19 protein-coding genes are annotated in these 24,025 nt (G+C 64.3%); 11 read left to right on the plus strand and 8 right to left on the minus strand.

Translation table 11 applies throughout. The features are described from left to right. The coding region (locus BT108_RS06700; RefSeq protein WP_143142424.1) for a transposase at window positions 1-264 on the plus strand (264 nt) is incomplete at its 5' end. Window positions 265-604: 340 nt separating this feature from the next. Here the strand turns inward: BT108_RS06700 and BT108_RS06705 are convergent. From BT108_RS06705 to BT108_RS06730, 6 genes are all read right to left on the minus strand, one after another. Then, window positions 605-976 carry a DUF5615 family PIN-like protein gene (locus BT108_RS06705; protein ID WP_072293772.1) on the minus strand — a complete coding sequence of 124 codons (372 nt, stop codon included), beginning with the start codon at window positions 974-976 and terminating at the stop codon, window positions 605-607. After that, window positions 973-1,203 carry a DUF433 domain-containing protein gene (locus BT108_RS06710; RefSeq protein WP_072293773.1) on the minus strand — a complete coding sequence of 77 codons (231 nt, stop codon included), beginning with the start codon at window positions 1,201-1,203 and terminating at the stop codon, window positions 973-975. The genes BT108_RS06705 and BT108_RS06710 overlap by 4 nt, the downstream gene beginning before the upstream one ends. A gap of 173 nt (window positions 1,204-1,376) precedes the next feature. Further along, window positions 1,377-1,658 (minus strand): GNAT family N-acetyltransferase, encoded by a 282-nt coding sequence (locus tag BT108_RS06715; protein WP_083566271.1) that lies wholly within the window; start codon window positions 1,656-1,658, stop codon window positions 1,377-1,379. 28 nt (window positions 1,659-1,686) lie between these two features. After that, window positions 1,687-6,333 (minus strand): hypothetical protein, encoded by a 4,647-nt coding sequence (locus BT108_RS06720; protein WP_072293774.1) that lies wholly within the window; start codon window positions 6,331-6,333, stop codon window positions 1,687-1,689. 14 nt (window positions 6,334-6,347) lie between these two features. Beyond that, window positions 6,348-10,670, minus strand: a complete 4,323-nt coding sequence (locus BT108_RS06725) for a hypothetical protein (RefSeq protein WP_218184834.1) — start codon at window positions 10,668-10,670, stop codon at window positions 6,348-6,350. Between the two features lie 203 nt (window positions 10,671-10,873). Further along, window positions 10,874-11,107, minus strand: coding sequence for a hypothetical protein (locus BT108_RS06730; RefSeq protein WP_143142425.1), 234 nt, complete (start codon window positions 11,105-11,107; stop codon window positions 10,874-10,876). 350 nt (window positions 11,108-11,457) lie between these two features. Here BT108_RS06730 and BT108_RS06735 point away from each other — a divergent pair, with 350 nt between their 5' ends. Continuing rightward, window positions 11,458-12,108, plus strand: coding sequence for a PEP-CTERM sorting domain-containing protein (locus BT108_RS06735; protein WP_143142426.1), 651 nt, complete (start codon window positions 11,458-11,460; stop codon window positions 12,106-12,108). Window positions 12,109-12,904: 796 nt separating this feature from the next. Here BT108_RS06735 and BT108_RS06740 read toward each other — a convergent pair. Next, window positions 12,905-13,714 carry a methane monooxygenase/ammonia monooxygenase subunit C gene (locus BT108_RS06740; protein WP_072293777.1) on the minus strand — a complete coding sequence of 270 codons (810 nt, stop codon included), beginning with the start codon at window positions 13,712-13,714 and terminating at the stop codon, window positions 12,905-12,907. A 567-nt stretch (window positions 13,715-14,281) separates the two neighbouring features. Here BT108_RS06740 and BT108_RS06745 point away from each other — a divergent pair. Then, window positions 14,282-14,575, plus strand: coding sequence for a hypothetical protein (locus BT108_RS06745; RefSeq protein ID WP_072293778.1), 294 nt, complete (start codon window positions 14,282-14,284; stop codon window positions 14,573-14,575). A 91-nt stretch (window positions 14,576-14,666) separates the two neighbouring features. Here BT108_RS06745 and BT108_RS06750 read toward each other — a convergent pair whose 3' ends face one another. Continuing rightward, the gene (locus BT108_RS06750) at window positions 14,667-16,226 is read right to left on the minus strand and encodes a sigma 54-interacting transcriptional regulator (RefSeq protein WP_072293779.1); all 1,560 of its coding nucleotides are present in this window, start codon (window positions 16,224-16,226) and stop codon (window positions 14,667-14,669) included. A gap of 261 nt (window positions 16,227-16,487) precedes the next feature. Between BT108_RS06750 and BT108_RS06755 the strand changes: the two genes are divergently transcribed. From BT108_RS06755 to BT108_RS13970, 8 genes are all read left to right on the plus strand, one after another. Further along, window positions 16,488-17,141 carry a beta-class carbonic anhydrase gene (locus tag BT108_RS06755; RefSeq protein ID WP_072293780.1) on the plus strand — a complete coding sequence of 218 codons (654 nt, stop codon included), beginning with the start codon at window positions 16,488-16,490 and terminating at the stop codon, window positions 17,139-17,141. 100 nt (window positions 17,142-17,241) lie between these two features. Further along, window positions 17,242-17,496 carry an FmdB family zinc ribbon protein gene (locus BT108_RS06760; protein ID WP_072293781.1) on the plus strand — a complete coding sequence of 85 codons (255 nt, stop codon included), beginning with the start codon at window positions 17,242-17,244 and terminating at the stop codon, window positions 17,494-17,496. A 96-nt stretch (window positions 17,497-17,592) separates the two neighbouring features. Continuing rightward, window positions 17,593-18,456 carry an MBL fold metallo-hydrolase gene (locus BT108_RS06765; protein WP_255369647.1) on the plus strand — a complete coding sequence of 288 codons (864 nt, stop codon included), beginning with the start codon at window positions 17,593-17,595 and terminating at the stop codon, window positions 18,454-18,456. A gap of 144 nt (window positions 18,457-18,600) precedes the next feature. Continuing rightward, on the plus strand, window positions 18,601-19,887 hold the full coding sequence (locus tag BT108_RS06770; RefSeq protein ID WP_072293783.1) for an NAD(P)/FAD-dependent oxidoreductase: 1,287 nt from the start codon (window positions 18,601-18,603) through the stop codon (window positions 19,885-19,887). A gap of 20 nt (window positions 19,888-19,907) precedes the next feature. Then, window positions 19,908-20,735 (plus strand): sulfite exporter TauE/SafE family protein, encoded by an 828-nt coding sequence (locus BT108_RS06775; RefSeq protein WP_072293784.1) that lies wholly within the window; start codon window positions 19,908-19,910, stop codon window positions 20,733-20,735. A 219-nt stretch (window positions 20,736-20,954) separates the two neighbouring features. Further along, entirely contained in the window at window positions 20,955-22,004 is a 1,050-nt protein-coding gene (locus BT108_RS06780; RefSeq protein WP_072293785.1) for a PD40 domain-containing protein, read from the plus strand. 320 nt (window positions 22,005-22,324) lie between these two features. Then, entirely contained in the window at window positions 22,325-22,627 is a 303-nt protein-coding gene (locus BT108_RS06785) for a hypothetical protein (RefSeq protein WP_143142427.1), read from the plus strand. Window positions 22,628-23,121: 494 nt separating this feature from the next. Beyond that, window positions 23,122-24,024 carry a hypothetical protein gene (locus tag BT108_RS13970; RefSeq protein WP_218184835.1) on the plus strand — a complete coding sequence of 301 codons (903 nt, stop codon included), beginning with the start codon at window positions 23,122-23,124 and terminating at the stop codon, window positions 24,022-24,024. Window position 24,025: the final 1 nt, after the last annotated feature.

The following is a 24,025-nucleotide window of genomic DNA, read 5'->3' on the forward strand; positions in this document are numbered from 1 at the left end:
AAGTCGGGAACCAGCGTGGACAAGCGCGCCTGCATCTCCAAAGCCGGCAACTGCCATATCCGCCGTGCCCTCTATCTGCCAGCTCTGTCCGCCAAGAAACATGATCCATACGTGAAGGGCTTCTTCGAGCATCTGATCTGCAACGGCAAGACTCCTTTGCAAGGAGTATGCGCTGTCATGCGTAAATTGCTGCATGCCATCCACGGCATGCTCACTCATGACCAGCCCTTCGATAATCAACGCTTCTATGCCCTTCCCGCATGAGCAAAAACATGAATTAGTGTTGACTCTGAACAGAGTATCTACGGATGCTTTTGGGGAGTGAAGTGAAATTGTAGGGTGGGTGAAGCGGAGCGCAACCCACCGAATTCATGGAACCGATGGGTCAAGGTGGTTCATCCCGATGATGGGTTGCTACGGGGACTTTTCATAGGTTTTGATGGGTTGCGCTGCGCTCCACCCATCCTACGGATGCTGAAGGTGGGGCGAACCACCTTGTGGCGGGCGGGAATCAGGTAGATTCTCCGCATGGCTTACCGCTGATCGAATCTTGCCTGTGTCAGGGAAGGTGATGGGTTGCGCTGCGCTCTACCCATCTCGGGGGCTACGGGGGTTGTAACGGCAGCACGCGTAAGCGTGTGCGATTGGGTTCAATAGTAAGCAGCGCGCCGTCCTCTAACTCGGTTGCCATTTGCCGCAAGGCAGCGATTACTTGCTTGGCGATCATGTCCGGACTGACATCCTCTGCGCGGATTTGCACGACACTGGGCTTCTCACCCTGGGTGGCGGCGAGGATGGCGCCGAAATCCAGATCATGAGTGAGCACCACGTAGTCATGGGAATTGGCGTAGGCCATGATTTCCGAGTCCGCCGCATCGTTCGCGCCTAGGGTTGACCAGTGTGCTACCTCAATGCCCGCATCGGCCAGCACACCGATCCAGCGCGGCGATAAATTCATATCGACGAGTAGCTTCACATCGTAGCCAGCGTGACCTCTCGCTCTTCGGCCCGCCACGCGGCGTAGCGAAGCGCCTGCATAATATCCTCACGTTCGAGATAAGGATAATCAGCAAGAATTTCCTCGATGCTGTGTCCCGCACCGATTTGCCCAACGATCATGCCGACCGTGACACGCATGCCACGGATGCAGGCCTTGCCGCCCATCACGCCGGGCAGCTGGGTAATTCGATTCAGTTGTCCCATGCTCTGTTCCTTATCAAAACTCATTGCAATGGTAAGAGGTCGAGAATAGCATTTCAAGAGCTGCTTCCGAGAATCGATGGGTCGGGGTGGGTCATCCCTATGATGGGTTGTTACAGGGGCTTTCCACAGATTTTGATGGGTTGCGCTGCGCTCCACCCATCTTACCCCTACTGCTATGCAAACAACCGTGCGACCTGCGTCATGAGCAGAAACAGCCTCAGTGGCGTTTGCTGGAACGGCACGAAGTCGAAATGTCGATAGAAACTTTCGGCCTGTTCATCCTTCGCTTCCACGATCACCGCCATGGCGGCGATTTGCTGCGCCCCCTCCAAGCTGCGGCGCAGGGCGTCAGCAAGAAGAAATTCCCCGACACCCTGTCCACCGGCCGAACGATCCACCGCCAGCCGTCCCAGCAGCGTCACCGGCGGTTGGCCGTAGCGAGGCAATCGTTTCATCAGGTCATGCGGGCCGAACCGCAAGCTTCTAGAGGTCGATGACGCTTGCGTAGACCAGCCGTTCCTCGATCACGCGGCGCGAGTAGGTGGCGGCGCCGGCGCGCTCGGGAACGATGTGGTCGCTGTAGAAGCGCTCGAATTCCCGCAGCATCAGCCGGCGCGGGCGGCCGTCGCCCGCCGCGATCGTCACCGTCGTCTCCCAGAAGGGCGGGTCGAGCTGAAAGGGAGGGCGATCCCGGGCATCGACGATCGGTCCGCGATCGACGGCCGGGTCGAGGGATACGTTCGGGCCGGCCCGCGTCTCGACGGTGCGCGCCACCGCCGAGGTGGTGCGCAGGTTCGGAAAAATCTCGAAACCCGGGGAGGTCGAGGCCGCGCCCCCCAGTACTTCGCTCCTGAGGATGGCCGTGTCCGACCAGCCGAGGTCGCTGTCGATGGACGGATCCCGGGTTTGCAGCACCAGTTCGATGCGGTTGCGTCCGGTCTCGTGCACGCCCTGGGTGAAGGCGGCGTTCTGGAATTCGCTGTCCACGGGGAATTTCATCGGGCCGAAGGCGGCGACCGGGCCGTGCAGCGCCGCCTTCACCACGTTGCCTTGCAGGGTGACGACCGAGCGCCGCCGCGGCAGCACCTGGGTGAATTCCGCCAGGACGACCTTGGAGATCCTGGCCGAGGGCAGCGCGTTCGGCTGGTAGCGGACGAGCGCGAGGCGCGCGAAGGGCATGTAGGCGGCGCCCGGATCGAGCTCGATGTCGCAGTACCACAGGCTGCGCGCGCCATCCCAATGGACGCGGTGGCCGACGATCTGCACGAAGGGATCCGCCTGTCCCGGCCGCTCCTGCAGGCGAAGCTGCTCGGAAGCCACCCGTGCGGGGAAGTCCGTGAGGCGCGTCAGCGTCTTGGGCAGCGGGCTGTCCCAGAAGGGGTCGGTGCCCCACTGCGTGACCAGCGGCTGGAAGGCGGGCGGGATGTCCGTGAAGCGGGCGCCGTCGCCGTAGAGGACGACCCCCAGGAGTTCGCCGTCGCCCGACGAGAACCAGGGGCGGTCGAGCCACACGCGCAGGCCATTGCCGTGGCGGGTGACGTCGTGTCCGGCCCGCGACTGCGACGGCTGCCAGCGGAAGGTGGGCACCACGTAGAGGACGCGCGGATCCCTGGGCGGCGCGCTCGCATGGACGAGGGACTGCTGCTCCGTCCCCGATGCGCTCTGGAGCACGGGGGCGCCCGGGTCGTCCTCCGCCGGCAGCTGCATCGCAGGTCCGGTCGCGACGGGCCCCAGGCGCGTGACGGCGTCGGGGTCGGCGTAGACGGAGGGGGGCAGGTATTCGCGGAAGCGCGTGGTGGCGCGGGCGCGATAGCGGATGAGGCGGAAGCGCGTATCGCCCAGCGCATGCACGTCGCCGCGCGTGGCCTGCGGGTCGATGGTCTGGTCGTCCACGGCCTGCGAGAGGATGAATTCGTTCTCGTGATTCTCCGCGAGCTTGATCTCGCCGAGCTGTCCCCTGAAGGACACGCGCTCGGGCGCGGGCTTCGCCAGATCGTCGACCCACTCCTTCCACTCCGCCTCGATCTCGAACTTGCCGGTCGAAGGGCCGTGGAGCCGGACGGTGCGGCACAGCAGCCGGGTATCGTGCGAGCCGATCTGGCGGTTAGGGGTGAGGAACAGGAGCTCGGGCTCGCACACCGGCGCCTGGGTGGCGTGGACCAGCGTCAGTTCCCGGAACGGGGTGATCGTCCAGTTGGCGCCGACGGCGGCGGACTTCCTGACGAAGTCCGCCTCGGCCGCGCTGCCGGTCCAGCGCGGGATGCCGAAGCTGGGCAGGAATTCGGGATGCACGAAGCTGGAATAGACCAGCCGCACGATCCGCCCCTTGGCCACGAACAGGGTGAGCGTGCGCGCCTGCTCGTTCCACTGGGGCGCGCCGCTGTCGGCGAAGGACTCGGCGCAGGGAAGCGATGCGATCTGGGCCGCGCGCTCTGCGAGCACCAGGCGGAAGCCGGCGCTGTCGGGCCAGCCGCCGCCGTGGCGGATGAGGATCGCCAGGCCCTGCCCCGGCAGCTGGCGGATGACGCAGGACGCTCCGAGATCGGCTTCGCCGGTGACGCCCGGGAGGGCGTGCCCGGGCACCGGCCGTATCGCCGTGCCGCCCGACGCGCCATCCGGCAGCCACGGAGTGGCGAGCGCCGCCTCGCGGTGGATGACGTACTGGCCGCCGGCCAGCCGGTCCCCCGTGGGGTTGCCCGCGTCGGGCAGCGCTGGGGGCAGCGTCTGCGTGGTTGCGATGCCGTCCAGCGCGCGCGGAGTCACCAGCTCTATCTCGGCTCCAGCGCCGCCCTCGTAGAGGGTGCCCGCCTCGCGCGCGCCGATCTCGTAGCCTTTCCTGATGTCTTCCCAGCTGCCGAAGAACGGGTCGAACAGGCCATGCGTCTCGCATTGCTGCTGCGACGCCTTTGGCGGGACGAAGTGGCGTTCGTTCACCGCGCCGTACTCGAAGTCCTGCGAGGCGGGCGCGGCGATGGCGCTCGCGATCGGTTCGGTCGCGAGGTAGCTCCCGGCGGAGGCGTCGAAATTGGAGCGGATCACCATGCGTTCCAGCGATTCGCCCTCCGAGACGCGCGCGCGATGCACCGCGACCGGCGGGTCGACCGGCTCGAAGCGCCAGTAGCCGACGGCGTCGCTCGCCTGCTCGAGCTTGCCGAGCGTGGGATCGTCGTGCGCCAGGCTGTTGCCGGCGACGTCGACGACGCGGGCGCGGAAGCGATAGAGCTGCCCGTAGCGCAGCCGGGGCAGGGTGCCCTTGCGGGCCTTGAAGCTGGCCTTCACCCCGTTGCCGGCGTCGGCGACCTCGTCCACCTGCGCCGGAACCTCCGACTGGAGCTGGCTGTCGGCGGCCTGCTCCGCCTTGAGCGCCAGGCCGGCGCGCGGCGTGCACAGGCTCCAGCCGGTCCAGCGGAACAGCGATTCGTGCAGGTAGTGATCGTCCGGGTTCGAGCCTGCGTCCGTGCCGGACGTGGCCGAGGCGCCGGACACGTGGCCCTCGTCGGGAGGAAGGTCGATCGGGGCGCCCGACCTGGCGAGACTGTAGTCGCCGACGCGGGCGCACAGCGAGCGCCAGTCGCCCGGCGCCGTCTCGTCCGGCACCGCGGCGACGTCCACGCGATAGCCACGATGGACGTCTTCCGCGAACAGCGTCACGTCGTTCCCGCCGCCGCCCTCGACGGCCTGGTTCTTGAGCGCGGCCGCGGCAGCCGCCTGCGCGACCTCGCCGGCGCGGCCATGGCGTGCGATGCCGAGCCCGCCGCTGCGCAGCGCCGCTACCGCCTGGCGGTCGCCGGTGGTGTAGGTGACCTCGCCGTGCTTCTGGCGCAGGCTGAGATGCTTGCTCACGAGATTCTGCGCGGTGAGGGTGAAGTTGACGGTCTTGAGTGCCGCGCCGTCGGGGTCGACCTGGTAGACGTCGAACAGGCCGCGGCTCTTGCCCCAGCTGTCGTTGCTGCGCTCCAGCCGCAGCAGGCCGCGCGCCTGGTCGTTGCCCCTTGGCCGGGCGACGAAGCGCTCCTTGTCCGCGTGCCAGGCGGTATGGGGCGTCACGTCGCTGGCCGGGTCGTGGCCGCCGGACCAGCCGATCGCCAGCCGCAGCCGCCCCTGCGCAGTGCCGTTGCCGCTGGCGATGCGCGCGTCGAGCGGCGCGTCGTCCTCGAGCGCGAAGTCGAGCACGAGGCCGAGCCGGCGCAGGAGTCCGGGGTAGCCGCCGAACGAGGCGACGATGCGATGGAAGTCGTACGCCGGGGCTTGCGGCGGCAGCGCGAGATTCTGGTAGTCCGGGCGGCGCAGGCGGCGCTCGGCGTCGGTCGGCGGCCGGCGCCGGTAGAAGCGGTCGGCCTGGTAGAAGGCGTACTCGTCCGGCCCGCTGAACAGCTCCATCAAGGCGGCGTCCGGCTCGGGCAGCAGCGGCGTGCCCGGCCCGCCCGGGCGGGGATTGTACCAGTCGGAACGCAGGGTGCGCCGGGTGCGCTGCCCCGTGGCCGGCGGGGGGCCTTCCTCCTTCGCGCCGGGGCCGGGGACGGGCATCGAATAGATTCCCCGGGGCTGGAACACCGAGCCGTTCAGGCGCTTCTCGACGTCTTCGCCGAAGAAGCGGGAGAAGCCGGGCAGGGCCACCTCGACCTGGCCGTGCCCGAAGTTGATCGCCTGCGTGCGCGTGCCGAGATCGGTCAGCATGCCCTTGAGATCTGGATGGGCCTCGCGCCAGGGCAGCAGCGTGGGATGGTTCGACGCCGACTGCACGGCGAGCCGGCCGTAGTGCCGGCGCAGGAAGCCCAGCACGCTGCGCACCGGGAAGGAGCGCAGGTTGACCTGGCTCATGTCCTTGAACTCGAAGCCCGCCACCGGCGTGGCGTCGTCGAAGAGCTGCCGCCACAGGTCGCCGTCGGGCTCGGTGAGTGCGACGAGGCCGACTTCGTCCGCGCCGATGCGGACGCTGAATCTGGCGCCGGCGAGCGTGCCCGGCCAGTCCAGGAATTCGGGAAACGCCGCGAGGCGCTGCTCGGCCGCCGTCTGCGGGGTGAGCCGCGGCGACACCACCGCGCTCAGGCGCCAGCGGCCCCGGCCGATGCCGTCCGCCGGCGCGCGCCCGTAGGGCAGGAGGGTCCAGAGGAGCTGCGTTTTGGCCATGGATTCTCCGGCGGTCAGGCAAAGGCTTCGATGTGATCGCGCCACGCGTATTCGGTGGCTGCGCCGATCTGGGCGAGCTCGTCGGCCAGCGGGAGCGTGGCGTCGAGACCGAGCATCTGGCGCAGCGTCGGATCGCCGTTCGCGCCGGAGAACTTGCGCTCGCAGGTGATGGTGACGCTGCCCGAAAAGATGAAGAGCGAGATCTCGATCGTGAGCTCGGCCTTGCCCACGCACTTGCCCGACTGGAATTCGTATCGGAGCTCCAGGTAGAGTTCGAGCGAGGCGGTGATGATGCCCAGCACGTTCACGTGGCCGCCGAGCCGGAAATAGCCGGTCAGCGAGGCGGCATCCTGCTCCATGCGGAAGTAGATGCCGGCCATCACGTGCACGCCGCCGGAGGCCACGCCGAAGTCGATCGAGATGCCGGCGCCGAACTCGAACGCGGCCTCGAGTATCTGCACGCCGTGCGGATCGATGGTGACGCCGAAGAAACCGCCGCCGCCGAAGATCCAGACGGTGAGGAGGAACGGCTGCTCGCGCCGGCAGAAGTTGAAGCGCACGCTGAGCGGCTGGCCGATGAAGGGCACGGTGAATCCCGCGCCGAGGCTGAGGTTCGAGAGATTGAGCACCCCCACCGTGATGGAGGGGAGCGCGATGTCGAAGCCGGCGTCGATGCCCTGCGGCGTGATGTCCAGGTAGGGCGGGTCGGAGAAGCCGTCGAGCGGGATCAGGTCGCGCAGCGTCTCGACGAAGCTCAGCGGCCCGACGAACTTAATGTCGGACAGCAGGACGTCGACGTTCATCTTGGCCGCGCTGTCGATCGAGAACTCGATCTTCTCGAAGTTGAGCTCGAGGAAGCTGGCCGGCGCGATCAGCACCAGGTCGAAGTGCTTGAGGCCGCACACGACGCCGATCTTCGGCCCTTCCGAGCCGTTCTTCTTCACCTTGGCCTCGACCGCGACGATCAGGCCCTTCTTGTCGTGGGCGCGGAAGATCGGATCCTCGCTGTGGGAGACGCCGGGCAGCCACCAGCTGTCGATCTTCGGATTCCAGTCGAAGCGGATGGTCAGCTCGTCGCCCGTCAGTCCTTCGATCAGCTGCAGGAGGTCGCCCACGCCGCCCAGCAGCTCCTCGACCAGGGTGAGCGCGTCGAGGATCGCCTTCCTGGGGGCGCCGTCGAGCAGATTGAATCCGCCCAGCGCCGTCCGGAAAGTGCCGATCTCGCCGGCGAGCACGGTCACCTTCGCCTCCAGCGCGCCGGGATCGCCGAGCAGGTTCGACAGCGTCTGCGGATTGCCGACGATGCCGTCCAGCGCATCCCACAACGCCTTGCCCGCGGTGATGAGCGCCTGGAGCTTCTCGAGATCGGCCAGGAACGCGTCGAGCCTGGCCGCGGCGTTCAGCACGCCCTGGCGCAGGCCGGCGGGCAGGGAGACGCCGCCGGGCGACGCGTTGGCCGCCGCCTTGACATCGGCGACGCGCGCGCGCGCCTGGGCGATGCTCGCGGGAAGCGAGGCCAGCTCCGGTGCGGCGACCGCACTGTCCAGCGTCAGGGTGGCCAGCTGGGCAACGCGGGATGCGAGGTCGTCCAGGGCCTGCACGAGCGCGTCGATCGCGGCGCGCACGGGTTGAACCTGCGCAGCGGCGCAGGCCTGGCTCTGGTCGACCAGATCCGCCAGCGTCGCCTTGAAGGCAGCCACGGCGGCGTCGGCGATGCTGCCCGGCTGGGAGGCGAGATCCGTGACGAAACCGTAGAGGCGCACCAGGTCGTTCACGAAGCTTTCCACCTTGGTGCTCGTCTCGCTGGCGAACTTCGGTACCTTTTCCGGCTCGGTGGTCAGGTTCGCGACCGCCTCGATGATGTCTCCCAGCGGAATGCAGCCGAAGAGCAGCGGCAGCGGCAGGTCGGAGATGGAGGTCGGGAATCCCGCGCCCTTCGGCATTTCCCCCTTGATGAACTTGGCGGGATCGCTCATGACGGGCCCGGCGAGGCGGGAAAGCGCGGCGGGCTTGAGATTGGGCTGCATGAAGCCGCCCGAGCGGTCGCCCTGTTCCGAGAAATCGAGGTTGGGGCCGGAGCCCGGCTTCACGTCGAGGAACACTTCTCCCCGGTTGCCGGTCGCGCCGGGATCGAAGCCGACGCGCAGGAACTCGGCGTTGTAGGTGAGCACGGTCGATTGCTGGCGTCCCGAGAGGTGCGCGATCGGGCCGATGCGCGCAGCCGTCTCGACCATCCTGGGCACCCAGAGCGGCCGGTTGAGCTGGTCGCTCACGTTGCGCAGGCTCTGGTTGCCGGGCTCCGCTACCCCGCCGAAGCGCATGGTCTCCACCTGGACCGTGGTGTCGCCCGACTTGAGGCTGGCCGCGAGCGCGACGCGCTGCATGTCGAGCGGGGCGGAATGATAGGCGGGGCCCTTGGCGTCGTAGGCCTGCACGGCGAGGACGGCGTTGCTCTCGGCCGTCGCGAAATCGGGCTTCAGCTTGCCGCTGGCGTTGTCGAAGTAGCGGGGGCAGGCGCGGGTATTGTCGATGAAGATCATCGGCAGGTCGAACACCACGCGCCGCCCGTCCAGATCGGTCGCCGCGCACTGGAACCGGAACGGCTGCCCGCCGACGTGCGGCCAGAACATGAGCTGGCCGAGAATCGAGGAGGGAGCGGTGGCCGGATCGTCCAGATCGGGCGTCGTCTCCGTCAGGATGCGCACACGCGAGAACGGGAACTGCCAGGCGAAGACGACCGCACCGTTCCCGGCGTCGAGAAAGGCCGCATCGTCGTAGGTGCGCTCCTTTTCCCGGATCACGATGAAGAGCCGCTGCCGCAGATAGGCCGCATTTCCCGGTTCCTGCTCGGCCGTCGCGCGGCCGTTGTGGAATTTGCGCTCGCTGACCTTCACCAGCGACACGCGATGCCCGAACGGGAAGAGGAAACCGCGATAGACGACGCGGACGTAGTGGTCGCGCCCCATCGTCGCGCGGTGCACCCATTCCTCGACGCTGAGGCCCGGTGGCTCCCAGGCCCCGCGCGAATCCAGCCAGCCGCCGAGCGCGCTCAGCATCATCAGGTTGGTGTCGAGCGGCGCCGGCTCGTAGCCGCTCACGCTGAAGTTCGACGAGAGGTGGGCGATCTGGTAGCGGTCGAAATTGTCGAGCGTGGTGCGGAAGGGATGGGTATCGGGATCGGGGAGATCGGCAGTCGAGGGCCAGTCGCTCTTCATGGCCGGCGTGGCGGCCTCGATCCCCTCTCCCGCGAGCGCCCAGATGGCGCGCGTCGTCCGGTCGTCATCCGGATAGGGCGGTTCGATCGCGGAGCCGTCGGCCTGGGGAGCGACCAGGCGGGAATGCCAGAGCTCGGTGCGGCCTGTCGCGGCGGAGGTGACGGGATTCGCCGCATGGCGCCAGCGCGTGTCCGCATGGGGCGACAGGATTAGCCGCCACGGCATCTCGATCGAGGTGACGGTGGCACCCGGGGGGCGCGGCCTGGCGGCGGCAATGACAGGGCCGGTGTCGATGACCGCGTCGGGCCGGATGGCGCTCGCCTTGACGCCGAGGCCACCGGCCGACTGCCGCAGCCGGAGCGTCGCGACGTCGCCCTGGGCGGCGCCGATCCGCAGCGTGTTGACCGCAAGGCTGGCGAGGGCGGCGCGCTGCTTGACGGTCGCGCCCCGCACGATGGCCGCCTGGAAGAGGTCGGCCACGCGTACGAGCCGCCTGCGCCCCCGGCGGGGCCGTGCATTCGTGGCCACGCTCGGCTGGAGCGTGCGGCATGCCTCGAGGATCGCCGGCAGCGTATAGTCGATCTCGAAGCCGTTGGGCACGACGAAGACAAGGCGGGATTCATCGGCGATGCGCGCGCGCACCGGCGGCTTGCGCAGCGGCTCCGAGCCGCCGCCACTGGGCTCGGGCTTGTCCTTGGCGTCGGGATGCGGGTGCGCGCCGCCGACGTCCTCCGGTTTCTGGAGAGCGGGCGGCCGCACCTCGAAAAAGGTCTCCTCGGCGAAGGATTGCGGCGGGAAGTGGAGGATCAGGTGGGCGGTGCCGGTTCCCTGCTTGCGAAGCCGCGGCGGGCTGCCCGGCACGATTTCCAGGTTGCGGATCTCGATGCGCAGCGCGACCAGATCCTCCGCCCGGACGACGGGCCGGCCGGGCCGGTTGCGCTCGAATAGGTTGCGCGTGAAATCGGGCCTGAGGGGAAAGGGGATGAAGTCATCGACCACCTGCACCAGTCCGATGCCGTCGGTTGCCAGGATCGGCCGGTCGAGGCTGATCGGCGTCGCCGGCGATGAACCCGTGTCGATGCGCCGTCCTGAGGATCGATCGTTTCCGGGATTGCTCGCCATCGGGATTGTCCAATCGGAGGAGGGAGAGGGGACATCCGCCCGTCGCCGGCGGATTCGCTTTCACGTTGAGGGAGGCGCGCAGGGGTCGCTCGGAAATCCTTCTGGATCGGGAAGGCCGCCCGTGCCGGAGACCCGGTGCGAAATACCACGATATGACAAAGGTAATTCCAATTTCCAGGGGTGTCAAGGGGTGGCGGATAATGTCAAGCCGGAGTGGAGATGCCCGGTTCATGCAGGATGGCGGGGCCGGCATCCCTCCTGGAACGGGCACCGGGAAAGCGGGTGCAGCCATGCGGGCAATCCGGCCCGGTAAAGATTGTCTTGACCATCGATCCGGCCGCCCGCTCGCGCGACAGGATGCGCCCGATGGTGCGCTGGATGCCCCTCGAATCGCTCCATCGCTGCAATTCGTCGCGGATCAGTCGCGTAACAGCCACGGCCATGCCGACGAAGCGAGTTTCGCAGCGCAGAACCGCATGGCGCGAAGAAGGGGGGGTTCGGCGGGCGTCGGCGCCGCCGCTGCCGTTTCCTCAATTTTCCATTGTGGTTTTGGGTTTCTGGTTCGTCCTGTACTCAGGTGCAGAAACTTCGCATCCGGGTTCGTCATGGGGTGCCGTATCGCACGGCTTGCCGGATGAAATCAACCATATTCCGCATCAATGCCACGGGTTTTCTCGCCGGTGTCCGGTCGCATCCCGCCCGCCAGCCCTTTCGGGCAGCCAGCCTGTTGCCTGACGCGTCGCAGCAATAAACCGTGAATTTCCTTAATATCACTGGAGAACCGATGATGAAAAAGCGATTTCTGAGCCGTACCTTCTGTGTTCTGGCCTTGCTGGCGCCCGGAATAGGCGGGGCGGCGGTTACTTATGACGAAGCGGTGAATGGCGATTTTGCCAATGCAAACCTGGCGTCGACCGGAATCAGTCCGGGAACGTTCGCGGGCGTGCTGGCGGACGGCATCAATACCATCAAGGGCGCTTTTGGAAACTCGACTGCGCCCGTCAGGGATACCGATGTGTTCAGTTTCACCATTCCCGCCGGGTATCAGCTCACGGCCATTGATTTGGCCTTCACGACCCTGAGCGGCGATTCGGGGGGCGGCGCCTATTTCGGCATCCAGGGCGGCCTGAACATTGGCACCGGAATTTCCACGGTCGGCTCCAATCTCAGCAACGCGTTGGTCAGCGACAGCGGCGATCTTCTCGCCAGTTTCGCCGCCGGCCCCGAGTTTGGGGGCACGGGCCTCGCCGCACCGCTGGGGGCGGGCGACTACACGATCTTCCTGTCGGAAACAGCGGCAGTCGTGGGATACAGCATGGACTTCGCAGTGAGTGCGGTCAACCCCGTGCCGGAGCCCGGCGAGTGGGCGATGCTGTTGGCTGGACTGGCGCTGATCGGTGGAATGGCCCGTTCCGGAAAAACCGGATTCCGCGCATAGAGTGGATTCAAACGGGGGCCTGTGGAAGCTTGTTTCGTGGCTGCGTTGCTGCGCAAAAAAGTAGCAGGGATAGGATGAGTGGAGCGCAACGCAAGCCATCGCTTGTCCAGGGCGGCGTTTGATGGGTTACGCGTTGCTCCACCCATCCTGCGGATGGGGCGGATAGCGGGTGGGATGGTTGGAGTGAAACGGAACCCATCGCTTGTCCGGGGCGGTGTTTGATGGGTTACGCGTCGCTCCACCCATCCTGCGGATGGGGCGGATAGCGGGTGGGATGGTTGGAGTGAAGCGCAAGCCATCGCTTGTCGGGGGCGGTGTTTGATGGGTTACGCGTTGCTCCACCCATCCTACGGATGCGGCGGGTAGTCGGTAGCCGGTAGGACGGGTGGAATGAAATGCAACCCATCCATCGCTTGTCCAGGCGGTGTTTGATGGGTTACGCGTTGCTCCACCCATCCTGCGGATGCGGCGGGTAGTCGGTAGTCGGTAGGATGGGTGGAGTGAAACGGAACCCATCGCTTGTCCGGGGCGGTGTTTGATGGGTTACGCGTCGCTCCACCCATCCTGCGGATAGGGCGGGTAGCGGGTGATGCGTTTTCTCCCTGGGACGCCGATCGGGAAAATACCGGCTGCCGGCAGCGGGAAGGGCATCCCCGCCGGATTGCACGAACATAGGTGGTATGGCCAGCCATTATGACGGAAAATCCGGCGGCGCGAGAGCCGAAGGAGGCCCGGCACCGCCCCCTTTCCTCGTCGGCTACGGAGAAGGGAAGCGGTGCCGGGGATTGCCGCGGAATCAGATCCGGTTCAGGATGGCCCTGCTCTGGCGATTCCAGACCACGTCGGTCAGGTTGGAGAAGCGGGTGATCATCTGCGCCGCGATGCCGCCCGCGAACAGGCCCGACCAGCTGAGGATCACGAAGCCCCAGTGCAGCGGTGCGCTGAACAGTTCCTCCATGAACCAGAAGGCGTGGCCCCACTCGTTGAAGCCGACGTTGGGCAGGATCATCAGCGGGCCTGCGATCGCCATCACCAGCGGGAACGAGGTGCCCCGCGCGTACAGCGGCAAGCGGGTCTTGGCGTACAGGAAGGTGGCCACGCCGCAGGTGATGTACATCGGGAAGGAGCCGTAGAACACGACGATATGGCTGGGGGTGAAGCTGGTGTCGCGGATGATGACCTGGTGCCACGAGGCATCCTGCTCGGTGAAGAAGCTGCCGCCCCAGTAGACGCCGAAGAGGTAGATGCCCGCCCACATGAGCAGATAGAAGTTGCGCTTGATCTCCAGCTTGGGGTCGAGATTGTCCAGCTGCTCCATGGTATCGCGCGTTTTCCAGATCCAGCCCCAGGTGACCAGGGCGAAGATCGGCATGACGATCATGTGCACCCGCCACAGGCCCATCCAGACCTTCTCGAACTCGGGTTCCATGGAATCCATGCCATGGGAATAGGCGAAGGTGCGCTGGTACCAGACCCAGAATATTGCCACTGCCAGCATCGCCAGCAGTCCCATCTTGTAATACCTCGAATCGTACCACAGCGACATGCCGTGGTCGCGATCCGCTTCGACAGTTGCCGCCCTGGCGGCTTTTAATGTCGTTGACATTTTCATACCTCCATTTCGTCTCGTTGAGAGAATTGCTGCTGGACGGATGTTCAGAGTCCGAATAACCGGCATTGCGCCGCTGGACAGGTACTCAGAGTCCTATACACTGGACGAGTGGTCAGAGTCCTCGCTTGCGGGGGACGAATCGTCGAAGCCCCGGAAGGTGATTCCATGCTAATCCCCTCATTGCCAAAAGGGTATGGGGGGAACCCTGATTCTCTACTAAGGAGAACCCTTATATCCATGCGGCGGAACCGGCAACGGCCACGCCCTCCGATCCGGGCGCCTTCCGCCTCGTTGCCGGCAGCTTCGGCCTCAAGGGTTTCGAGGGATGCGCCGTCGCTCATCACGCCGACGGCATTGCCTGATTTCGGGTCCGCAACCGCGGATGCCGGCCGTCCGCGGCCCAGTATCGTTGTCTTTCCTCTTGCGGTCTTGCGGTTCAGCGGCCAAGATCGGACTGGACCGATCGGTCTACATATGCAGGATGTCGGTGCCGTCGTGATATTTTGAGCCGGAGTGCCTGTTCATCAACCGGAGGGGAATCGCGCAGATCCGCCGGCTTTCATGGAACGTCCGGTTGCTTCATTCGAGATCGACCCCATCAAGGAGCCGCTCGCCCGCTCCGGATTCAGGCGGATCGACATTTCGGTTCAGGGTCAGGAGCACGACATCCTGGATGTGACGGCTTTCGCGCGGGGACTCGTGTTCAGTCCCCTCGTAGAGAAAATCAGGGAGCGCGGCACGGTCGATGCGGAGGAGATCGTGGAGGCATTGGCGGCGATACCGGCGAGGGATCAAGGTTCGAATCCCGCGCGCCTTCCGATGCAGGCCATCGTGTTCGAGGCGGAAAAACCCTGAGAGCCGGGTCGTGAGGACGTCGAATCCGGCTCGAGTCCCGATCCGATCATGACGATGACATGGCGTCGGCTGGAATCCGGTCCCCCTCCACTCAGGGAACACGGAAATTCATCATGTTGATCCTGTGCTTCTTCAGCTTGGAGTAAACGGCCCGTGGCGTGATACCCATGCCCTCGGCGACTTTCCTCACGCTGCCGGCGTGCTGTTTCAGGGCTGTCTCGAGGAATGCTTTTTCCATCTTGCTGACAGTCTGCTCCCTTTCGTTCCTCCAGTCCTCCCCATGCCGGCTCCTGACCGGCAGCTCCAAGTCCAGCTCGGTCATTTCCCTGCCATCGACGAACAGGATGCTGCGTTCCAGAGCGTTCTCCAGTTCACGGACATTGCCCGGCCAGTGATAGGCCCGGATTTTCTTCATGACTTCGCGGCTGACCGATTCCACCTGTTTGTTGTACCGCTTGTTCAGGCGCTGAACGATCAGCTGCACGAGATAGGGCAGATCCTCCGGCCGTTCCACCAGCGGGGGGATGCCCAGGCGCACCACATTGATGCGGTAGTAGAGGTCGTTACGGAACAGGTTCCGCTTCACGAGCTCTTCCAGGTTCTGATTGGTCGCCGAGATGATTCTTACATCAACCGCGCGTGTCTGCCTGCCTCCGACCCGCTCCAGCTCCCCTTCCTGAATCACGCGCAGCAGCCTGGTTTGCGCTGCCGGAGACAGGGAATCGATCTCGTCCAGGAACAGGGTGCCGCCTTCGGCCCGCTCGAAATAGCCCTGGTGCACCTCAATGGCCCCCGTGAAGGCTCCTTTTTCATGCCCGAACAGAGTACTCTCGATCAGGCTCTCGGGAATTGCCCCGCAATTGATCGCGATGAATTCCTTGTGGAAGCGGTCGCTCATCGCGTGTATGGCGCGCGCCACCAGTTCCTTGCCGACGCCGGTCTGGCCCTGGATCAGGACCGTCGCCAGGGTAGGCGCCACAACCTCGACCGAATGCAGTATTTTCTGCATCGCCGGCGATTTCGCGACGATGGCGGGAGGATGATGCTTCTCCGAGACCGCCTTGTTCTTCTTGTGCCAGAGCTTCTGCATGCTGCTCTCTATGCGGCTCTGCAACGCCTTGGCATCGCTGATCTGCTTCACCGGCGTGGTGTCGGTGTATTCCATTCCATGGTGTTCTTTCGCCGTCTGCGGATTGGTATGGATGGATACATCGCACCTGCCGTGCCGGCATGCGATGCTTTTCTTGATGTCCACCTTGGCATAGCCGTAATTCCTGGCGGCGATGCCGCCGAACACGCTGGACGTCATCCTGCACAGTTCGGGGAAGCGGGTGACCCGCTCGCCGAAGGGACAGCAGGTGTTGGTGACGGTGATGCAGTCCTGGTTGCTGGAGACCAGCAAAAAATTCCCGCCGATGTTGTTCTTGATGCCGAGTATCAACTCGACATAGCTCTCGGTGTCGAGCCGCTCGCTCTTGCCGGTGTTTTCCCGATAGGTTTCTTCGAAGAAGCAGCCTGCGGTTTGAGCGATGTGCTCGATGAGCTGCTCGCAATGCTCCTGCCCCTGCTGTTCGCTGGCGTGCATGAGTTCGAGGATGAAGGTCTGCAGGAAGAAATCCGGCGTCAATTCGGAAAGAGGATCGTTGCTCATGGAATGCGGGAAACATGTGAAATCGGATTTCATTCATTGAAGCACGGCTTCTCGGATATCGCAAGAATTGAAATGCAAGACATTGAAAAAAAGAAGGAATGTTTTTGGCACAAGGTGGCATGATCCTTGCATCGGATTACTTCACCGCAGGACGTTCGCGGTGGAACGGGCTGCCGGGCCGACCGGCGGCCGAGCCTGGCAAGAATCAGATCACTTCGAGCAAGTGATGGACCGAAACCTTATTAGCGAGGAGACTCAAAATTGAAAACTCTCCAGGAAGATCTGAGCGCCCGCGTGGCGGCCTATGACCATTGGTCGCAGCGGCGCCGCCACGGGCCGGATGGCGCCAACAACCGCAGGCTGTGGGTGCTCGCCTGCATGGACGAGCGCCTGCCCGTGGATGAAGCGCTGGGCATTCGCGTGGATACCCCTGCAGGAGGTGGGGATGCGCATTGCTTCCGCAATGCCGGGGGCATCGTCACCGATGATGCGATTCGATCGGCGATGCTGACGTGCCATTTCTTCGGTACCAGGGAAATCGTCATCGTGCAGCACACGCAGTGCGGCATGCTGTCGGCGAACGCATTCGACCTGGAGAAGTCGCTGCGGGCGAAGGGGATCGATCCCGACAGCGTCCAGATGGATCCCACGCTGCCGGAATTGAAGCTGGAGAAGGGTGCGTTCGCCAAATGGATAGGGATGATGGATGACGTGGACGAGGCCTGCATGAAAACGATAGAGACGTTCAGAACCCATCCCCTCATCCCGAAGGATGTGGTCATCAGCGGCTGGATCTGGGAGGTCGAGACACGCCGGCTCAGGGCGCCGACGAAGGACGCCGCGAAGCGCGCCAGGACCGACGCCACTTCGGCCCAGTTCGGCATCGGGGAAAGGCAGCCACGCCGCTGGAACTAGATTCGTGGGGCGGGATTGCCGCGGCTGCCCCACGGGGCCGCCGCATCCAGCGGGTTGCCGCATGTTCCGCCGATCAGCGATGAAAATGAGATTGCTCTAGATGCCGACCTATGACTATCTGTGCAGCAGATGCGATGCCCGGTTCGAAGCGCGCCGTCCGATCCCCGCGCCCAATCCCGCCTGCCTGGCCTGCGGAAATCCGACGGAAAAGATCATTCTTTCCGCTCCCGCGATACACGGTGAAATGACACGCGGGCGTGAGGAGGCCATACGTTCGCTTCATCCGGGGACTGGATCGGGGGGGCACGGGCATCCTCCGGGATGTGGATGCGGAGATTCCCACGATCACGCTTGAAGGCCGGCGCCGCCCCGTTCCGCATCCGGGGCCGGAGGATGTCTTCTCCATCCCCGGGCGCACGGGACGGCCAGAAACATGACAGGAGGGAAGCGGGTGACGACACCCCATATCAAGGCATTCTTCGATCCCGCCACATCGACGCTGAGCTACGTCGTCCATGACGGGCCGGGGGGCGGCTGCGCCATCATCGATCCGGTCCTGGACTACGAGCCAGGCTCGGGAAGGAGCAGTACGGCTTCCGCGGACGTCATGGCCGCCTTCATCGAGGAAAACCGCCTGAAGACGGAGTGGATCCTGGAGACGCACGCGCACGCCGATCACCTGACCGCCGCGGATTACCTCAAGGGCCGATTGGGCGGCGCGACGGCCATCGGCGAGAGAATCCCCCGAGTCCAGGAAACGTTCAGGAAGATTTTCAACCTGGGGGATGAATTCACGCCGGACGGCCGACATTTCGATCATCTGCTCGCCGATGGGGAAACATTCAAGATCGGCAGGCTGACGGCGACCGCGCTCCTGACGTCGGGACATACCCCCGCCGATCTCTCATACCGGATCGACGACGCGATTTTCGTGGGCGATACGATCTTCATGCCGGATCTCGGAACCGCACGCACCGATTTTCCGGGCGGGGATGCCCGCCAGCTGTTCCGGTCGATCCGCCGCCTTCTCGCCCATCCAGCCGGAACGCGTCTGTTCATGTGCCACGACTATGCGCCGGCGGGCCGTCCCGTGCGCTGGGAGACGACCGTGGCCGAACAGCGTGCCCACAACATTCACGTGCGGGACGGCATAGGGGAGGATCGGTTCGTGGCCATGCGCGAGGCGCGGGACGCCACGCTCGCAATGCCCACCCTGCTGCTGCCGTCGCTCCAGATAAACATCCGCGCCGGCAGATTCCCGCCGCCCGAGGGCAACGGGGTTTCCTACCTGAAGATACCGATGAATGCCGTCTGATGCCCAGGGAGAGACGGCGGTGGAAGGGCGATCCACGGCTCTTCCCCCCGGACGCGGATCGGGGAAACGCGGTCGGGCCGGCCCGGCGCATGCATGCGGGCAGGCTGGAGGCGGTTCAGGAACTCAAAGGCGGAGGACGTTGCGATGACCCGGAAAGCCAGGAACGGTGCATTATCCCAGAGTGGCGCGGGCCCCGAGGCCGCCGCGTGCGACCGGAATTTCGACGTGGTCGTGGTGGGCGGGGGCACGGCGGGGATAGGCGTTACCGCCAGCCTGCTGCGACGACGGCCTTCGCTGCGCATCGCGATCGTGGAGCCTGGCGACAGGCACTACTACCAGCCCGCCTGGACGCTCGTGGGGGGCGGCGCATATGACATCGGGAAAACCGTGCGGCCGATGGCGAGCGTCATTCCGGAAGGCGCCGCCTGGATACAGGCGAGGGCGGACGGCTTCTCGCCGGAATCCAATCTTGTTCATCTGGCGGACGGCGGCTCGGTGGGCTACGCGCACCTCGTGGTGTGCCCCGGCCTGCGGCTTGCCTGGGAGCGGATCGAAGGGCTGGAGGATACGCTGGGCAAGAACGGCGTCACGTCCAACTACAGTTTCGATCTGGCTCCCTACACCTGGTCCCTCGTCAAGGCGCTCAAGGACGGCAAGGCGATCTTTACCCAGCCCCCCATGCCCATCAAGTGCGCAGGCGCCCCCCAGAAGGCAATGTATCTGTCCTGCGACCATTGGCGGCGGCAGGGGGTCCTCGGCAGGGTCGGGGTGGAATTCAACAGCGCCGCCCCGGTGCTGTTCGGTGTGGCGGCCTTCGTCCCGCCCTTGATGGAATACGTCGCGCGGTATCACGCGAATCTCGTGTTCCATTCCAATCTCGTCAAGGTGGACGGGCCGGGAAGGATCGCCTATTTCGATATTCGCCGGGAGGATGGAAGCACGGAAAGAACGGCGAAGTCCTTCGACATGCTGCATGTGACACCGCCCCAGATGCCCGTTGATTTCGTGCGCAACAGTCCACTGGCGGATGCCGGCGGCTGGTGCGAGGTCGACCATGAAACGTTGCGGCACTCCCGCTATGGAAACATTTTTTCCCTCGGGGATATCTGCTCCGCACCCAACGCCAAGACTGCCGCCGCCGTCAGGAAGCAGATCGTCGTGGTTGCCGAGAACTTGCTGGCCCTCCGGGACGGCAGGGAAATGCCCACGTTCTACGATGGATACGGTTCCTGTCCGCTGACGGTCGAGAAGGGCAAGGTGGTGCTTGCGGAATTCGGATTCGGCGGCAAGCTGCTGCCCACTTTCCCTCTCGATCCTGCGGTTCCACGCTACCTGGCCTGGCTGCTCAAGGCAAAATTCCTGCCGTGGTTCTACTGGCACGGATTTCTCAGGGGCCGCGAGTGGTTCGCGCGTCCCACCGATACCCGCTGAACGTTGTGCCGGTCACTGCGATGGCGGTACTGTTCGGGATCCTGGTCGGGGGCATACTCGGACTGACTGGCGCGGGGGGGACGATCGTCGCCGTTCCGCTGCTGGTGTTCGGCCTGCAGCTGCTGGTGAAGGAGGCCGCTCCCGTCGCCCTGCTGGCGGTCAGCGTATCGGCCGCCATCGGTGCGCTGATGGCGCTGAAGCAAGGGAAGGTACGATACCGGGCAGCGGCATTCATCGCCTTTACCGGCGCGCTGGCGTCGCCGGTGGGCGTCCATGTTGCCCAGATGTTGCCGGATGTGGTGCTGAATTTTCTGTTTGCGGCGGTGCTCGGCTATGTTGCGTTCAGGATGTTCAGACAGTCCGGCCATTACCCCGTCCATTCCGCGGAGATTTCCGCTGGACGTCCACCGCTCACGCCATGCCAGATCGACGATTCCAGCGGGCGTTTCGTCTGGGACGCGCGTTGCGCGCGATCGCTGGCGCTCTCGGGCCTGGGGGCGGGCTTTCTCTCCGGCCTGCTGGGAGTGGGGGGCGGATTCATGATCGTACCCGCGCTTCAGAAGGCCACGCTGCTCTCGATGCAATCCATCGTCTCTACTTCCCTGGCCGTCATCGCACTGGTATCCGCCGCGGGTACCGCACCTGCGATCCTGAACGGGAGCATGAACTGGCAGATCGCCTTGCCTTTTACGGCAGGCACGGTAGCGGCGATGCTGGCGACCGGCAGGTTCGCGCGCCGCTTCTCGGCCCAGCGGCTGCAGAAGGGTTTCGCCACGCTTGCGGTAGCCGCTGCGATCGGCATGATGGGCAAGGTCTTGGCGGCGCTGATCGGGCTCACGGCTGAGTGAGAAAAGTCCGCTCCCCCTTGTCATCTCTTTTCCCAGCGTATACGATTACAGGTAGACTGATCGATCTACCAAGGTGGCGGAGGAGGTCGGGTGATGATGGTGCGCATGCGGCAATCGGTCCCGCCGGCGCCGGGTCGCGCGACGGTGCCTGGACGAGGGGGCGAGATCCTCGAGGGGGCCAGCAGGTTTTTATCAATGCCAAGCAGGAGGAAAACCAGTATGAATGACAATTTGTCTGTTGCCCGATTCTGTTCCGTGTCGCTGCTCGCCATGCTGGCGTGCGGCATCTCCCACGCGATGCCGGGCATGCATGGCGGCGGGGATGCGAACGCCGCCGAGCCTCCCAAGGCATCGAGGAGCATGGGTGAACCGATCAATTCGCCCGGCTCGGAAATCGAGATCACCTACAGCGCCGACGGCAAGACCGCCATTTTCGTCTCCACCCGCGAAGGCAGCATCGCATCTCCCGGAAGCCCCTACAGCTTCGACATATGGATGTCCCACAACGTGGACGGGCACTGGCAGCCACCCATTCATCTGGGGCCGGGCATCGACCCGGCTGTGGGGCCGGACATCAACACCGGCGCGTGGGAACTGGAGCCGAGCTTCTCCGATGACGGGAATGTCATCTACTTCACGAGGTATGAACCCGGCAACCTGCTGTCGGGGGATCTCTATGCCGTGCAGAAGATCGATGGCGTATGGCAGTCCGCCCGGAACTGGAACGACGTGCCGGAGCTTCCGAGCATCAACACGCCCACCGGCGAGGAACACTGCCCCATCATCGTTTCCGACAGCCTGATCTATTTCAACTACAGCCAGCCGGGCGTCACGCAGGAGAGCGACATCTGGAAAGTCGAGAAGAGGGATGGGGCATGGCAGAAACCGGTGAGCCTGGGGCCGAAGATCAATTCGCCGCAGCGCGACCACATGCACTGGACCGGCGTGTCGAAAGATGGCAAAAGCATGCTCGTCACCAGTACGCGGGTCGATCCGGATTCCCGGGGCGGGCACGATATGTGGATTTCGCACCAGGATGCCGAGGGAGAATGGCAGAAACCCGTGAACCTTGGCGACGCCATCAACACGCCCGGGGAGGAAATGTGCTGGACCTTCACGCCGGATGGAAAGACGCTGACCGGCAGCTGGGGGCCGCACAATACCTTCGATACGGATATCCGCTGGATCAGCAAGGAGGATATCCCCCTGCTGCAGGATTTCGAGCCCATCGGACCGCCTCCCAATCTGCTCGCCAATAGCGGCGGCTGAATTTTCCGGGGTGGGCGGCCATGCGGTTCCCGCTCCGGCGTGGCTTCGCAGCACGAGGCTGCTTCCCCCGGGGATTTCCCGCTACGGGGACTCCCGGAAACGCAGCGTGTTCCAGCCGGATCGACTGCGTACCCCTCCCGATCGGCCCGGGCGTGATCCATGATGTCCGTACCCGCGCCGCCCCTGCGCGGACGAGTTCGGCATGCTATGCGGCCTATCGTACGGAATGATTCCAGACCCGGGCGTACCGTTTCGCTGCAGCAATGTTGCTGATGCGAAACATGGGGGCTGTCATGAAAAATGTTTTTCTGTTGAGGAAAATGTCTCGATCGATCCTGCTCGCAAGCCTGGTGTTCGGAGCGGGCAGCGTTGTTCAGGCCGCGGGCGGCGCAGGATCCGCGGGCACCGGGCCGGATGGCGCGGAGGGCGGCAGGGATGCGTCCGTGACGAGCCCGGCACGGGCCGGCGCGGGAAAGACGAAGGATGCGCAAGGCCGGGAAGAGCCGCTCAAGAACGGCTCGGCCGGGCCGGAGAGGACCAGCGGGCAGGGCGACAAATCCCCTTCGGGCCAGAGCAGGCCGATCGAGAAGGAGGGCACGGCCGGCGTTGCGCCGAACAAATAGAAGCACGCGGGGATATCCGACAGGGTGCCGCAGCTTCTTCGGTGCGCCCGGCGCCCTCTCCGGATTGCGATGCCGGATGCCCTGTCCGATATATTCGGGCGTCATCTCCGGACGGGGTTCGCGCCGGGCATCCCCGCATTCCTCGTCATGGTGATCGCGTTCCGCCTGATGGTGTCGATATGGCAAAGATGTAATGACAAAGTCATGATCGCGATCCGGTTGGCCTGGGTGCTACGCCTGCCTTTCGACCACGCCATTTCGGAACCCTGCCAAACCTGCGTTTATCCTCGTCGGCTTGCATTTGATCTTCACGAACGGGAATAAGTGCGTCTGATGTGTCTCTCATTCTAGAGTGTATATTTCTATACCTATAGCCTGCTGTAGCCATTCAGTTGCACTATAGGTACAAAAAGTTGATAATGGTTATTGATTGGTGTATGTTATCAACCTGTAGTATCAACCGTTACGTCTCTTTATGTCGGTGCCGTTGACGCATGAGTTCCATAGCCTCTGAACAGCAGAAGCAGATCGATTCAACCCCCCCGCTCGCCAAAGATTTGGCCGGCGGGGCTGGTATTAGCCCTGACATAGCAAAATTCTATATTCAGGTCAATAAAGCCGCCGTATTGCTCAGCACCGCTTTCGTCGAGGATGCAGTAACAGATTTCATATGGAAAAAGCAGCGGCGAACCGCTCGGAAACATCATGGCTCGACTGATTGGTATCTCGACTTGATGGATCATGGTGTTGAATGTGCACACGAGGTGGGAAAAGCCCTCGTCCATCCCTGGAGGCCCAGTGCTCGTGCCGAGCGGCATGCGATGGATGCGTTCATGCATCTGACCGAACTCACACCCTTGGGTGGAGAGCTCCTGCGTATCTGCCAGTATGACAGACCTAAAGCCTTTTACGAGATGTCCAAGGCACTCGATATCATCACTCAGCAGTTCAAGCACTCCGCCAGGCTCGTCGTCGAAGCTGAAGCCGGCAGGGAGCCTCAGCTCACGGAGGAAAAGCGGTTCGTCGAACTGAGGGTGGATCTGCTGGAAAAGGCGGGCGGCGGCTTGTCACTCACAGAAACGGCCGGGCTGCTCGGGGTAACGCGGCAAGCTGTCCACAAGAGGGTTACGGCCGGGACCATTCTTGGCATGATGAATGGCGACAAGTTGGTGCTGCCAAAGGCACAGTTCGTCGACATCGACGGCCGAGTCAAAGTCCTTCCCGGCATTGCAAAAGTGCTTAGGCATTTCAGGGTGGCGGGAAACTGGTCTGCGCTGCAGTTTCTGGTTGAGCCTGACCCTAATCTCGCTGATACTCCGTTTCATGCCTTGAAAAAAGGCAGAATCGAGGAGGTCTCTCACGCCGCCATGGCTTACCTCGGTATCGACGAGAACTAGA

Origin of the sequence: Nitrosovibrio sp. Nv17 (assembly GCF_900119085.1) — a bacterium.
Taxonomy (GTDB): Bacteria; Pseudomonadota; Gammaproteobacteria; order Burkholderiales; family Nitrosomonadaceae; genus Nitrosospira.

What these genes read in the sequence shown, in the direction of transcription:
- BT108_RS06710 (WP_072293773.1), bottom strand. Translation starts at nt 1,203, where the DNA reads ATGGGACAACTGAATCGAATTACCCAGCTGCCCGGCGTGATGGGCGGC.
- BT108_RS06780 (WP_072293785.1), top strand. Translation starts at nt 20,955, where the DNA reads ATGAATGACAATTTGTCTGTTGCCCGATTCTGTTCCGTGTCGCTGCTC.
- BT108_RS06735 (WP_143142426.1), top strand. Translation starts at nt 11,458, where the DNA reads ATGAAAAAGCGATTTCTGAGCCGTACCTTCTGTGTTCTGGCCTTGCTG.
- BT108_RS06720 (WP_072293774.1), bottom strand. Translation starts at nt 6,333, where the DNA reads ATGGCCAAAACGCAGCTCCTCTGGACCCTCCTGCCCTACGGGCGCGCG.
- BT108_RS06770 (WP_072293783.1), top strand. Translation starts at nt 18,601, where the DNA reads ATGACCCGGAAAGCCAGGAACGGTGCATTATCCCAGAGTGGCGCGGGC.
- BT108_RS06750 (WP_072293779.1), bottom strand. Translation starts at nt 16,226, where the DNA reads ATGAGCAACGATCCTCTTTCCGAATTGACGCCGGATTTCTTCCTGCAG.
- BT108_RS13970 (WP_218184835.1), top strand. Translation starts at nt 23,122, where the DNA reads ATGAGTTCCATAGCCTCTGAACAGCAGAAGCAGATCGATTCAACCCCC.
- BT108_RS06740 (WP_072293777.1), bottom strand. Translation starts at nt 13,714, where the DNA reads ATGTCAACGACATTAAAAGCCGCCAGGGCGGCAACTGTCGAAGCGGAT.
- BT108_RS06715 (WP_083566271.1), bottom strand. Translation starts at nt 1,658, where the DNA reads ATGAAACGATTGCCTCGCTACGGCCAACCGCCGGTGACGCTGCTGGGA.
- BT108_RS06785 (WP_143142427.1), top strand. Translation starts at nt 22,325, where the DNA reads ATGTCTCGATCGATCCTGCTCGCAAGCCTGGTGTTCGGAGCGGGCAGC.
- BT108_RS06775 (WP_072293784.1), top strand. Translation starts at nt 19,908, where the DNA reads ATGGCGGTACTGTTCGGGATCCTGGTCGGGGGCATACTCGGACTGACT.
- BT108_RS06760 (WP_072293781.1), top strand. Translation starts at nt 17,242, where the DNA reads ATGCCGACCTATGACTATCTGTGCAGCAGATGCGATGCCCGGTTCGAA.
- BT108_RS06725 (WP_218184834.1), bottom strand. Translation starts at nt 10,670, where the DNA reads ATGGCGAGCAATCCCGGAAACGATCGATCCTCAGGACGGCGCATCGAC.
- BT108_RS06745 (WP_072293778.1), top strand. Translation starts at nt 14,282, where the DNA reads ATGGAACGTCCGGTTGCTTCATTCGAGATCGACCCCATCAAGGAGCCG.